This is a genomic window from Anaerolineae bacterium (assembly GCA_013178015.1).
Taxonomy (GTDB): domain Bacteria; phylum Chloroflexota; class Anaerolineae; order DRVO01; family DRVO01; genus Ch71.
Genome location: JABLXR010000012.1, coordinates 1 through 12,820, shown reverse-complemented (window position 1 = coordinate 12,820; position 12,820 = coordinate 1). Strand labels below are relative to the sequence as shown.

Below are 12,820 nucleotides of genomic sequence, written 5' to 3'. Positions count from 1 at the left end.
AGCTAGCTGTTCGCGCTAGATGGACTGGCGGATCCTCGGGTCTATCCAGGCCAGAAGGATGTCGGAGATCAGCGTCCCAATGACCGTGAGGGCGCTGACCATCATGATGAAGGTGCCGGCCAGATACATGTCCTGCATCATCAAGGCGCGGAACAGAAGGGGACCGGTGGTAGGAAGGCCCAGCACGATGGAGACTATGGTCTCGCCGGCCACCAGCCCTGCGAGGGACCAGCCGATGGTGCTTACGAAGGGATTCAGAGCCACCCGGACGGGGTACTTCAGGATCAGCCTAGTCTCCGGGAGCCCCTTGGCCCGTGCAGTGATCACATAAGGCCGCCGGAGCTCGTCTAGCAGGTTGGCGCGCATGATACGGATGAGGCCAGCGGTTCCTGCCATCCCCAAGACCACCATGGGCAGCCACAGGTGCTTGAGCATGTCCACCACTTTGGCCCAGGTCCAGGGCGCGTCGGCGTATTCGGCGGAGAAGAGGCCTCCCACGTTGGCGCCAAAGAGGCTGAAAGCCAGCCACATCAATATCAGGGCGAGCATGAAGTTGGGTATTGCCAGCCCGATGAAGCCAATGAAGGTGGCCACGTAGTCCCCAATGGAGTACTGCCTGACGGCCGAGTAGATCCCGATGGGAAGCGCCACAACCCAGTTGAACACCATGGCGGCGAAGGAGACGGCCATAGTCAGCCCGAGGCGCTCCCAAATCAACTCGCCAACCGGGCGGTTGAAGAGGAACGACTGACCGAAATCGCCGTGAAGCATTCCCCAAACCCACTTGCCGTACTGCACGTATATGGGCTGGTCCAGCCCGTAGCGCTTCTTCAGGCTCTCGATGACGGCCTGATCTCGGGTGAGCCCGCTCTCCTCCAGCCGTTCGATGTAGGCGGTGAGGAAGTCGCCGGGAGGCAACTGAATGATGGCGAAGGAGAGGACTGAGATGACGATCAGCGTCATGACCATCAGGAGCAGACGTCGTCCGATGTACTCCAGCATCTATACCTCGCTCTCTCGCGTCTGGACTCGGGATGATTCCTTGCCTAGGGCTATGTTACCCTATGAGAGTAGAGGGGAACACCAGCGTGCAGGCCATCGGCCCTGCGGCGAGCATCCCCCATTCCCGTCCCGTGTAGCATGCTGGGAGGCCGAGCCCGGCCTCCCAGCTGGTTCACGAAACAGACCCCAGGCCTAAGCCTGCTTCAGTAACAAGTGCTGCTCGCGGTCGGAGTTCGGCAATCACAGCGGACATATCAGCAAGCCGGCCTTCAGCACGTCTGCCACACCTTTGCTGCCCATGTGCGACGGGGATCCCCCCGTCAGCATGAGCCTTGCGTCCTGACTCCACGGACGAAGGGCTGATCAACCAGAACCCTGAGTTGGCGACGGCCGGCGGTGTGCTGACTCTGCCACGTGAGCCCACCGGGCCAACCGGCCTGCCCTGAGGCTGCTGTTCGACGAGAGCGAGGGCGACAAGAAGGACCTGGGCCCACTCCGAACCGGCAACTACATCTGCGCGGTCGTCAAGTCCGGCTTCTCTGGGAAGAGCGGCCGTTCCGCGAGAATTGCATCATTATCATATCCTACAAGGTCTTGCTGGGCAAAGTGCAACCCCAAGAACCGGGTGAACCCCGGCCTGGTTCTTGCTGCGCCGCCTAGTCGGTGGCTATAATGTCGGGCCGTTAGCCAGCGTGCAAGGAGCGAACTTACGATGCCCGAAATGCTTTCCCTTGAAGTAGAGCCTCGGGAGGTCGTCGGCAAGAAGGTCAAGGCACTTCGCCGTGACGGTATCGTCCCGGGGGTGGTGTACGGGCACAGGGCCGAGGTCCGTGCCGTGCAGGTGGATGAGCATACTCTCGGGCGTTTCCTCTCCCGGGCCAGTGCTTCCTCTCTTATCGAGGTGGCGATTAGGGGGGAGGACGCCCCCCGGCCCGCCATCATCCGAGACGTTCAGCGGCACGTGCTGACACAGCGCGTGGAGCACATTGACTTCCTGCAGGTGGACCTCACCGAGAGGGTTCGCATCAGCGTGCCCCTCGTGCTGGTGGGCGAAGCCCCTGCTGCGCTCCCCCAGGCTGCGGTCGGGGACGAGGAGGCGCCTCCTCCCGGAGTGGTGATCCAGGGGCTGGACGCCTTGGAGGTCGAGTGCTTGCCCACTGACATACCGACCGAGATCGAGGTTGACGTAACCTCGCTCGCCCATCTCAACGATAGCATTCATGTCCGCGACCTAGCTGTGCCCGAGGGAGTCGAGGTCATTACGCCAGCCGAGGCGATGGTGGCGCGAGTGGTGGCCGAGCGGCCCGAGGAAGAGGAGGAAGTGGGGGAGGGACTCCTTCCCGAGCTGGAGGAGGTTGAGGTCATCTCGGCGGACAGGGCCGAGGCCCGGCATGCCCAGCGAGCCGGGGCTCAGGCACGCGAGAAAGGCGAGGAAGAGGACTAGCGAGCCGAGTGCTCAGGCGGACCGGAGGGCGGGTCGAGGCCGGCCCTCCGGCTGTCTAGGGTGCGTGGCTTGCCCGGGACAACTCATCCATACGGACCGCTGACGAGGCGCATGGGATCCACCCGCTCGCCCTGAACTCGCATTTCCCAGTGCAGATGAGGGCCGGTGGACAGGCCGGTGCTCCCTATCAGGCCCACCACATCACCCGGGTTCACCGTGTCACCAGTGGCGGCCAGAATCTCGCTCAAGTGGCAGTACATGGTGAACACCCCGCCGCCGTGGTCCACGATCACGGCGTTGCCACGCACGTCCAGGGGCTGCGCCAGGACGACTACTCCTGCGGCGCCCGCCATGACCGGGGTCCCCTCCTCGGCTGGGAAGTCCGCTCCACCGTGGTATGAGGCCACGGGCCCGTCGTTATAGGCCCGCCGGGTGCCGAAGGCCGAAGTCACCCGAGGATCCCCGGACAGAGGCAGGGACAGCGTGCCGTCCCAGTACCACTGGGCCGTGAAGCCGCTGGAGACGCGGGCGAGCAAATCGTTCTCCCGTTGGACGATCTCAGGCGCCAGAAGCCGAGTGGTCTCCGGAGTGAGCTGCAGGCGCTCCACGTCGTATTCCCACGGGAGCACGGGGATGGCCAAGACCTGAGCCGGGCGTCCCTCTATCAGGAGCTGAGCTTGCCGGTACCCTGGCTGCGCCAAGGCGGGGATGCCCACATAGGCCGTGTGGGTGGCGCCATCGGAAATGAATCTGATGCGAGCCTCGCCTAGGGTGCCCGTCAAGCCCTTCAGGGCGGAGCGCGTCTCGACCACCAGCTTGACTGTGTCGCCCTGGTGGGGTGTCTCAGGCGTCCAGGAGATGGAGACGAAGGGCTCGTTAAGGACCAGGGGCTGAGGACATGCCGCCCCTGGCACTCGCAGCACCTGATTGACGTGAATCAGGGACGGGTTGATCACCCCGTTGAAGGCGGCCAGCTCAGCCACGCTGACGCCGTAGCGAAGCGCGATGCCTCCCAGGGTCTCGCCCGCCGAGACCACATGCACCAGCTCGGAGCAGCTGGAATCGCCGGTCTCGGTGGCAGCCTCCGCCGGAGGCTCCGAGGGAGGCTCCGCCACTCCGGCAGGGGGTGCGGCCGGGCGCGGATCGGGCAGGCGGAGCACCTGCCCGATGTAGATGAAGTCAGGGTCGCTAAGGGAGTTGAGGAGCGCCAGCTCCTCCACCGTAGTGCCGTAGGTCATCGCCACCTGAGTCAGCGTATCGCCGCTCTGGACGACGTAGGAGGGCTCGGCGGCTGCAGCCTGGGGCAGGAGGAACGCCAGCAGCAGGGCAGCCGCTGCAGCCCCCCGCAGCCAGCGCGACGCTCTCCCTTGTCGCCACCTGGGCAGGTGACTCGCCTTCTCTTTCACATTCAGGCCTCCTCGTGCCGCTTCCGGGCGCGCCCGGAAGTGAACACTAGTCTCTGCCCCCCGGGCGTCACGGTGCCGAGGGCAGGTGTTTGACCCAGACGGGGTCCCAGTCGTTGTAGGAGCCCCAGCCGCTGATGTTGTGGGGGTTGGAGCCGTCGGAGTTCATGATCCAGATGTGCTTGAAGCGGCTTTGGCGGTTGGACCAGAAGGCGATCTGGGAGCCATCGGGGCCAAAGGAGGGGTGCTTGTCCCACTCCCAAGTATTGCTAGTGAGGCGGTGGTCGGTGTTGGTCTGGCGGTCGTAGAGGTGGATTTCGTCGTTGCCGTCGACCTGGGAGACGTAGGCCACGAAGCGGGTATCGGGGGCCCAGGCGGGTTCGTAATCGGCTCCGGGGCCGCCGCCGGCGACGTAGGAGATATCGCCGGTTTGGGTATCTTGCTGCCAGACTTGGAGGTCGTTGCCGACCTGGCGGACGAAGAGGCGGTAGCGGCCGTCGGCGGAGGTAAGGTCGCGGGAGCGGGCCTCGGCGTAGTAGAAGCCCACGTTAGGGTCGTCCACCCGCACCAGGCCGGAGCCGTCGGGGTTGACGGCGAAGAAGGCCTCCTGGCCCTCGCGGTCGGACTTGAATAGGATCCTGCCCACGTACCAGTCGGGCGACGTCTCCCGTTCCTGGGCCAACAACGGCCCTGCAGCGGGCGCCAGCGACAGCGCCAACACCAGGGCCAGGAAAGCTCTGCGTCTCACAGCGTCATCTCCTGCAGCTATGCCACGGCTTGTGGATGGTCCCCAATCGCCAGCAGTATAGCAGTACTGCGTAAGAGGATAAAGAATTCATCAGATGCTAATGTGCCCGCGCGCTCGCAGGGCGGCGCGGGCGGCGGTTCGGTCGTCCCACGGGCGCTCCTCGCACCCGAAGCACATGGACTGCTCGTGCCCCTTGCCACATATGATGACAGTGTCCCCGGGCCGGGCCTCCGAGATGGCATGGCCAATGGCTTCTCCCCGGTCGGGCACGAGGCTGTAGTTCACCCCGGGCCTGCCGCCTGCGGCCAGAGCTGCGCTCTCCATCTGGGCCAGGATGCTATCGAGATCCTCGCGTCGCGGGTCCTCGGCGGTGAAGACGGCGTAGTCCGCCAGCCGGATGGCTGCGGTGGCCATCGGACCTCGCTTGAGCACGTCTCTCTCTCCGGCGCAGCCAAAGACGACGATCAGCCTCCCTCTCGTTATAGGACGGACGGCACGCAGGGCTTGTTCCAGGGCATTGGCGGTGTGGGCGAAGTCCACTATGACGCTAAAAGGCTGGCCCTCCTGGATGAACTGCATCCGGCCGGGGACGCCCGGGAAGGTGGAACAGGCGTGGGCTGCCCTCTGTAGGGGAATGCCCCAGGCACAGGCCGCCGTGAGGGCGGCGGCAACGTTCCAGGCGTTGTATTGACCCAGAAGAGGCACGTCGAGCTCGGTTCGGCCCCAGGGAGTGCTAAGGGCTAGGCTCAGCCCACCGGCGCGGTCTCGAGCCTGTTCAATGATGGTGTCGGCCCGCGAGGCACCGTACGAGAGGTGTCTGTCAGTCTCGATGGCGCGCAGGTACTGGTAGGACGAGTCATCGCGATTGAGCACTGCCGTCTTGGTGACGCCGGGCTTGCGGGCGCCTGCCGAGAGGTAGTGGAAAAGGAGAGCTTTGGCCTCGCGGTAGGATTCGAGGGTGCGGTGAAAGTACAGGTGGTCATGAGTGATGTTGGTGATGATGGCCAAGTCGAACTCGCAAGCCTCGAGTCGGCGTTGTGCCAGCCCTTCGCTGGTGGCCTCCAAGACCGCGGCGCGGCAGCCGGCGTCCACCATCTCCCTCAGCAATGGCTGCACCTGGGACGGGGGTGGGGTACTGGTGTGCAGCCCCGTGTCCACCACTCGCTGGCCCAAGTGCGCCTCTACGGTGCTGATGAGGCCGGTGGGCACGCCGCACTGGGTGAGGATGTGATGCAGGAGGGTGGTGGTGGTGGTCTTACCATCTGTGCCGGTGACGCCGGCCAGGCGCAGCTCGCGGGAGGGAAACCCGTGCCAGGCTGCCTCCAAGTGGGCCCAGGCTATCCGCCCGTCGGGCACGAGGAGGAGCGGCACATTGGGGGCCTCAGGAGGCGTGCGCTCGGCCACCACGGCTACCGCTCCCGCTCGCACCGCCGCAGCGATGTAGTCGTGACCGTCGGCCTGGAGCCCACGGTAGGCGATGAATAGGGAGCCGGGGCATACCCGACGGGAGTCCGTCTGTAGGTCGCGAATGGGCTGTCTGGGAAGGCCCTGGGATGGCAGGCCGGCTGCCTTCGCCAGCTTCTGGAAGTCCCAACCGGTGGACATCGCGCTCACCGATGCATCTCCCAATGACATGCCGTGGGCCCCGATAGCCCGCTCGGGTAGCCTCTGATATACTCCGATAGAGGCAAGGAATGTGAACGAGCGCATTGTATCGCCGAAGGCGCGAGAAGCGGAAAGCCTGTCCGAGGGCAGCTTGCGCCCCCGGATGCTAGATGAATACATCGGGCAGAGCAAGGTGGTCGAGAACCTGCGCGTCCTGGTGGAGGCGGCCCGAGCTCGGGGGGAGCCTCTCGATCACCTGCTGTTGTACGGGCCCCCCGGTCTGGGGAAGACGACTTTAGCGCATGTGGTAGCCAATGAGATGGAAGTCAACATAAAGGTGACTTCGGGCCCCGCCATCGAAAGGCCCGGGGACCTGGCCGCCATCCTGACCAACCTGCATCGGGGCGACATTCTTTTCATTGACGAGATCCATCGGCTGGGCAAGGTAGTGGAAGAGGTGCTATACCCGGCCATGGAGGACTTTGCCCTGGACATCGTGATTGGCAAGGGGCCGGCGGCTCGAAGCATACGCCTCTCCCTGCCACGGTTCAGCGTGATAGGAGCCACCACCAGGCTTGCCCTAGTCAGTTCGCCCTTGCGGTCTCGGTTCGGGGCAGTGCAGCGGCTGGACTTCTACGATCAGGAGGCCATGCGCTGCATCGTGATTCGCTCGGCCCGTATCATGGGTATCGAGGCCGATGAAGAGGGAGTGACAGAGATCGCCCGTCGGTCGCGGGGCACCCCCAGGGTAGCGAACCGCCTATTGCGACGAGTGTGCGACTACGCTCTGGTGAGGGCCGAGGGAAAGGTTACCCGTGAGGTGGCGGCTCAGGCGCTGGAGCTGCTAGAGGTGGACGAGTCGGGGCTGGACGACCTGGACCGGCGGGTGCTGAGGGCTCTGGTGGAGAAGTTCTCGGGCGGTCCAGTTGGTCTGGAGACGCTGGCGGCTGCGGTCTCGGAGGAGCCGGATACCATCATGGACGTGTGTGAGCCGTACCTCCTGCAGCAAGGCCTGATACACCGCACTCCCCGGGGCCGGGTGGCTACCGCGCTGGCGTACAACCATCTCGGCCTTCCGGTGCCTAAGGACAGCGGGGCCGCGCAGCCACCCCTTTTCTAGGGCCGCTGTGCACGGGCGGCGTGTGTCGGGGCGCATGGGGTGCGCTCGGCCTCCTGGGTGGGTTGCCTAGGCACTCCGGGTTAGGACGGGAGGTGCACCCGGTTATGCAGGGCTTTCTCAAAGTCCTATGGCAAGCGACCAGAGATGCCTATCAGAGCCAGTCTGGGCGCTATCGGATGCTGCATCGCCTCTGTTCCTCGCCTGCTCGCTGGCCGGCCGTGGTTGCTGGCCAGGCCACGTGGCAGCTCGCCCAACGCTGGTTCGACTTTGAGAAAGCCCTACCACCGGACCCACCGCTGTCATCTGATCAGAGGAGAGTGTGCTATACTGCACCTTGAGCCTCCTTGGTTAGTGCTTGCTTCTCAGCTTTACAATAACCAAGTGAGGCTCGCTTCGCATCCCCTCCGGCTCACCCCTTGCTCCGCTCACCTCCCCGACTTTGAGAAAGCCCTACCCGGTTATGTCGCCGAGGTGACAGGGGCGGAGGCGGGTGGTATAATCGCGCTGCTTTCCCAACGCCAACCGGGGAGTCTGCTGGCCAATGCCGGGCACCGAGCTGAACCTCAACAGCATCCTCCAGATCACGATAGGCTTTCTGAGTGCGTTCTTCATCTCGCTCTACCTAAGCCTGGTGATCTGGACCTTCCGGGACATCCGCTCCCGTACCCGAGACGTGTTTGCCCAACTCCTGGCCACTCTGCTGGTAGTGGTCTTCAACCTACCGGGGCTGCTCCTCTACCTGATCCTCAGGCCCAAGGAGACCCTGGCGCAGGCTTACGAGCGGGCACTGGAGGAGGAGGCCCTTCTGCGGGACGTGGAAGAGCGGCTGACCTGTCCCAGCTGTCGGGCGCCGGTGGAGCGGGAGTTCGTCATATGCCCCGAATGCCAGTCGCGGCTGCGGCGCAAGTGTCCGAAGTGCGCCCGGCTTCTCGACTTGCGGTGGACGGTCTGCCCCTACTGCGCCACCGACGTACAGGCACCGCTGGCCCGGCGCGAGGGAGCGCAGCCACGGCCGGAACTGGAGCCGCAACGGTAGCCGCGGTCGGTCGGCGGCCTAGCTGCCTCCTTCCCTCTGGATCACCTCGAAGGGGCGGTGTACCCGAATCATGTTGGTGCGGCCTGGACCGCCGAGAGGCATCCCGGCCGTGAGCACTACGAGATCGTCCTTCTTCACCAAGTTGAGGAGTTGGGCCACCTCTAGCGAGGCGGACGTAACCGCGTCGGTGCTCTCGTACGTCTCTACCAGCACCGGCGCCACCCCCCAGACCAGGGTGAGGCGGCCCACCACTTCAGGGCTCGGGGTCACGGCCACGATGGGCACCTCTGGCCGCTCTTTGGCCACCATCCGCGCCGTCCAGCCGGACATGGTAGCTGCAACTATGGCCCGGGCCCCCACCTGCTGCGCTATGTGGCAGGTGGCCTGGCTGATAGCCTCGGTGACCGAGGACGGCGCGTCGGCCGGAGACCGGGGCGGCTGACGGTTGGGGAGGTTGGCCTCGGTGAAGCTGGCGATACGGCGCATCATACGGACGGCCTCCACCGGGTATCGTCCGGCCGCGGTCTCGCCCGACAGCATCACGGCGTCGGTGCCGTCCACGATGGCGTTAGCCACGTCGCTGGCCTCCGCCCGAGTCGGGCGCGGGTTGGTCATCATGGATTCGAGCATCTGGGTGGCCGTTATCACCGGCTTGCCGGCAGCCCTGCTCCTGGCTATGAGCATCTTCTGGTACACCGGCACTTCCTCCGCCGGTACCTCGAGTCCGAGGTCGCCCCGGGCCACCATGATGGCGTCGGCGGCCTCCAGCACCGGGTCGAACCCCTCGATAGCGCTGCGCCGCTCGATCTTGGCCACAATGGGAACCTCGGCCCCGGCTTCGTGCATTATCCGCCGCAACACCTCTATGTCCGCGGCCTCCTGGACGAAAGAGATGGCGACGTAGTCTGCCTTCTCCCTCAGAGCCACCAGCAGATCGGCACGGTCCTTCTCAGTGACCACGGGAAGATGAACTCTGACGCCGGGAACGGTTATGCCCTTGCGCGAGGCCAGGGATCCTCCTACCACGACCTCACACACGATGCCCTCGGCGGTGCGGTGTCGGGCGACCAACTCGATGTCCCCGTCGCCCAGGAGTATGCGCGCTCCCTCGGCGATGGCGTCCAGCACCTCTGGGTGCGGGACGTGCACCCGGGTCGCGTCTCCTTCAGCGGGCTGGTAGAGCAACTGGAACTCCTGCCCCACCGTCAGGTCCACCTTGCCCTGGCGGAAGCTACCGACGCGTAGTTTCGGTCCCTGGAGGTCTGCGAGAATACCTATGGGCATGGAATAACGAGCGGCCGCTTGCCTGGCCTGCCGGATGCGTCGGATGTTCTCCTCCGCCGTGCCGTGGGAGAAGTTGATCCTGGCCACGGCCATGCCCTCCTCCACCATCTGTTCCACCACCCCAGGTGCGTCGGTGGAAGGGCCAAGGGTACAGACGATCTTGGTGCGGCAGCGGAGGCAGGGGATGGTAGGGCAGGAGAAGGCCACGATCAGCCCTCCTCCAGAAGGTCCAGCAGCTCAGCTCCGGCCACTTCGACGGCTTGCTGCGCTTGAGTTGGAGTCAGCCCCCCAACCTTAACCACCAGCAGGCGTTGGTCTTTCTCGCGGACAGTGCCAAGGCCGACGATGTCTCCCCCGCGCTCCACCAACTCGTTCAGCAGGGTCATCAAGGTGGAGCGAGCCGCTGACACGGCGACGGTCAGGCGCACGCCTGGCTCACCGACGCCCAGGAGGTGAGCGAAGACGTCGAAGATATCTCCGTCGGTTATGATGCCGATGATGCGGTTACCCCGCACCACGGGGAGCCCGCCCACGCCCTTGCGTCGCATAAGCGTGGCTGCCTCCTCCAGGGGGCAGTACTCGCCCACCGTGACCACTCGTCTGGTCATTATCGAGCTCACGGGATCGGCGAGTCGCCCGGCGGCTTCGGCAATGCGAAGGTCCATATCGGATACGATGCCCTGAAGGTCGCCCTCGGCATCCACCACGGGGAGACGGTGGACGCCGCGCTCGTTCATGAGGCCAAGACCTTCGGCGACAGTGGCGCCGGCTGCAAGCACGATGACTTCCCTCGTCATGCGGTCACCGACAAGCATGAGTCCCCTCCATACCTTGCTCTGAGCCTCCTAGCCGGCCCGGTTACTCGCGCCCCCCGGTCGGCGCGGGACCGGGAAGCCCAACTCGCGTAGATAGGCCTCGTTCCGGCGCCAGTTGGGTCGCACCTTGACCCAGAGCTCCAGGTATACTGGCTTCGCCAGCATCCTCTCGATTTCCTGCCGGGCGGCCGTGCTGATGCGACGTAAGGTGCCGCCTCTTGCTCCGATGACGATGCCCTTCTGCGACTCCTTCTCCACGTAGAGGGTGGCGCGGATGTAGGTCTTGCCCTGGGTCCGCTCGATGAAATCGTCCACACTCACGGCGACGGCGTGAGGGACTTCCTCCCGAAGGTGCAGGAGCACCTGTTCCCGTATGAGCTCGGCTGCCAGGAAGCGCTCCTCCCGATCAGTCACTTGCTCCTCGGGGAAGAGGCGAGGCCCTTCAGGTAGCTCCTCCACCAGCCAGTCGAGCAGGCGATCCACCCCTTCACCGGTGAGGGCTGAGACCCGGAAGCTTGCGCTGGCTGCGGGAGCCAGCTCGGCGTAGAGGGCCTGCCTGGCTCTGCGTGTGCTCTCGTCAACCGCATCCGTCTTGTTGAGGACGAGCGCCACGGTGACACGCCCCTCGCGGGCAGTGCCCCCCGCGGCGGCCGCAAGCGACTCCGCCACCCGGCGGTCATCGTCATCGGGGTCCCGGGTGATGTCCACCAGCCAGAGGATGATGTCGGCCTCCTCTAGAGCCTCTTCGGCCGTGCCCACCATGTACTCACCGAAGCGACTGCGGGGACGGTGTAAGCCGGGGGTGTCCATGAGCAGGACTTGATATCGGTCGCGGGTGAGGATGCCGAGAATGCGGTGGCGAGTAGTCTGAGGCTTAGGCGATACGATAGTCAGCTTCTGCCCCAGGATGGCGTTGATCAGGGTGGACTTGCCGACGTTGGGTGCTCCCACCACGGCCACGTATCCGGAGCGGTGCCCCTCGGGCCACTCCGTGGTCGGCTCTACGGCCATGTTGAGCGGGTCCGAATCTGGGCGTCGGCCCATCTACGCGCCTGCCAGGGTGAAGGGGCTGAAGTCCGTATCCCAGTCGTAGTAATCCTCGCCCTCGATACGCTTGAGGTAATTGACCAGGCGGTAGGTAGCCGGAGTGGCGAGCACTTCTATGCCGACCTTGAAAGCATAGTTGCTGGCCATCACGGCGGTGAGGAGCGGAGCTGGCAGCACGCCGGCGAAAGCAATCAGCACGAAGAGCACCGTGTCCACGCCCTCGCCCACCACGGTGGAGCCGATGGTGCGCAGCCACAGGAACCGGCCACGGGTGACGAGCTTCAGGCGGGCCAGAGTGTAGGAGTTAGAGAACTCGCCAGCGAAGTAGGCGATCACCGAACCGACCACGATCCTCGGAGTCTGTCCTAGGATGGCCAGGTACGCCTCCTGGTGCTCCCAGCCCTGGGCCGGGGGAAGCCAGCCGACCATGGCTAGGGTGGCTCCCATGAGCAGCGCGGCGAAGAAACCGGCCCATATTACCCGGCGAGAGCGAGCATAGCCGTATACCTCGGTTAGAATGTCCCCGAAGATGTAGCTGACGGGGAAGAGGAGGGTGCCGCCATCGAACGAGAATGGCCCCAATCGCAGTATCTTGCTGGAGGCCACGTTGCTGATGAGCAAGACGGCCACAAACAGGGCCATGATGAAGTCGAAGGCCCTGTAGCCGGAGCTTCCCGTCGCTCTGGGACGCGAAGGTCGCGTGCCAGGGAGCGGTGCGCTGTCACGCTCTATGTGATTCGGCATAGGTCACGACCTCCGACCCGCCGGAGCGACCCGCGTCGCCTACCATGCTTGCCTCCCAGACCATACTTGGTGCTAGGCGGAGACGCAGGCGGATCGCTGCCCGGCGGAACCGCGCGGTCGCTTTGAGAGGGCGACCCTACTTTCCCGATCGGAGCAGAACCGGCGTTGCACCAGGGTGCCAAACGAGACGGGCCGTGATCCGGTCCTGGCCGGGCTGCGCCCACAAGCCATGATACACTGGTCTCGTGGGGGCTCACAAAGCCCGACGCAAGAACTCAGGATCGGGGGGACGAGTGTGTTCAGCCGGCAGTCACACGCAGGTGGTTTCCTGACAGGCTTTCGCGGCAGGCTCTTCGGCCGGCTAGGAGGACAAAGCGCCAGCATCCTGGCAGGTTCCAGCCTCCTCCTGAGGAGTCCGCGCCCCCAGGCGCGGTAGGCACTTGGAGGGACAGCGCGCGTGGGCGCGCGCACTCCTCCAAGGAAGGTGTACCTGCGGTGCAGTCGGGGCTGGCTCGCCTAATCCGAGCGCAGCGACGGCGCTGGTCGGCATGTGTCCCCCCGATCCTGAGCTG

General features: G+C 65.0%; 11 protein-coding genes. 3 read left to right on the top strand and 8 right to left on the bottom strand.

Going from position 1 to position 12,820, the window contains the following annotated elements; translation table 11 throughout:
- Positions 1 to 15: 15 nt before the first annotated feature.
- The gene (locus HPY83_06000; GenBank protein NPV07505.1) at positions 16 to 1,002 is read right to left on the bottom strand and encodes an ABC transporter permease; all 987 of its coding nucleotides are present in this window, start codon (positions 1,000 to 1,002) and stop codon (positions 16 to 18) included.
- A 712-nt stretch (positions 1,003 to 1,714) separates the two neighbouring features.
- Between HPY83_06000 and HPY83_05995 the strand changes: the two genes are divergently transcribed.
- Entirely contained in the window at positions 1,715 to 2,446 is a 732-nt protein-coding gene (locus tag HPY83_05995; protein ID NPV07504.1) for a 50S ribosomal protein L25, read from the top strand.
- 83 nt (positions 2,447 to 2,529) lie between these two features.
- Here HPY83_05995 and HPY83_05990 read toward each other — a convergent pair whose 3' ends face one another.
- The 3 genes from HPY83_05990 to HPY83_05980 all read right to left on the bottom strand — a co-directional run bounded on the left by HPY83_05990 (position 2,530) and on the right by HPY83_05980 (position 6,211).
- Complete coding sequence (locus HPY83_05990) at positions 2,530 to 3,852, bottom strand: LysM peptidoglycan-binding domain-containing M23 family metallopeptidase (protein NPV07503.1); 1,323 nt, start codon at positions 3,850 to 3,852, stop codon at positions 2,530 to 2,532.
- A gap of 67 nt (positions 3,853 to 3,919) precedes the next feature.
- Positions 3,920 to 4,597 (bottom strand): hypothetical protein, encoded by a 678-nt coding sequence (locus HPY83_05985; protein NPV07502.1) that lies wholly within the window; start codon positions 4,595 to 4,597, stop codon positions 3,920 to 3,922.
- A gap of 90 nt (positions 4,598 to 4,687) precedes the next feature.
- Positions 4,688 to 6,211 (bottom strand): UDP-N-acetylmuramoyl-L-alanyl-D-glutamate--2,6-diaminopimelate ligase, encoded by a 1,524-nt coding sequence (locus HPY83_05980; GenBank protein NPV07501.1) that lies wholly within the window; start codon positions 6,209 to 6,211, stop codon positions 4,688 to 4,690.
- 82 nt (positions 6,212 to 6,293) lie between these two features.
- Between HPY83_05980 and ruvB the strand changes: the two genes are divergently transcribed.
- Together ruvB and HPY83_05970 are read left to right on the top strand one after the other, a co-directional pair.
- Positions 6,294 to 7,322 carry a Holliday junction branch migration DNA helicase RuvB gene (gene ruvB, locus HPY83_05975; protein NPV07500.1) on the top strand — a complete coding sequence of 343 codons (1,029 nt, stop codon included), beginning with the start codon at positions 6,294 to 6,296 and terminating at the stop codon, positions 7,320 to 7,322.
- 541 nt (positions 7,323 to 7,863) lie between these two features.
- Complete coding sequence (locus HPY83_05970) at positions 7,864 to 8,358, top strand: zinc ribbon domain-containing protein (GenBank protein ID NPV07499.1); 495 nt, start codon at positions 7,864 to 7,866, stop codon at positions 8,356 to 8,358.
- A gap of 18 nt (positions 8,359 to 8,376) precedes the next feature.
- Here the strand turns inward: HPY83_05970 and pyk are convergent, their stop codons facing one another.
- From pyk to HPY83_05950, 4 genes are read right to left on the bottom strand one after another with little or no spacing between them, the layout of a single operon-like run.
- Positions 8,377 to 9,849, bottom strand: a complete 1,473-nt coding sequence (gene pyk, locus HPY83_05965; GenBank protein NPV07498.1) for a pyruvate kinase — start codon at positions 9,847 to 9,849, stop codon at positions 8,377 to 8,379.
- A gap of 2 nt (positions 9,850 to 9,851) precedes the next feature.
- A complete protein-coding gene (locus tag HPY83_05960; GenBank protein NPV07497.1) occupies positions 9,852 to 10,457 on the bottom strand; it encodes a CBS domain-containing protein in 606 nt (201 codons plus the stop codon).
- Positions 10,458 to 10,487: 30 nt separating this feature from the next.
- Positions 10,488 to 11,468 carry a GTPase Era gene (era, locus tag HPY83_05955; protein ID NPV07496.1) on the bottom strand — a complete coding sequence of 327 codons (981 nt, stop codon included), beginning with the start codon at positions 11,466 to 11,468 and terminating at the stop codon, positions 10,488 to 10,490.
- A gap of 33 nt (positions 11,469 to 11,501) precedes the next feature.
- Complete coding sequence (locus tag HPY83_05950; GenBank protein ID NPV07495.1) at positions 11,502 to 12,146, bottom strand: queuosine precursor transporter; 645 nt, start codon at positions 12,144 to 12,146, stop codon at positions 11,502 to 11,504.
- Positions 12,147 to 12,820: the final 674 nt, after the last annotated feature.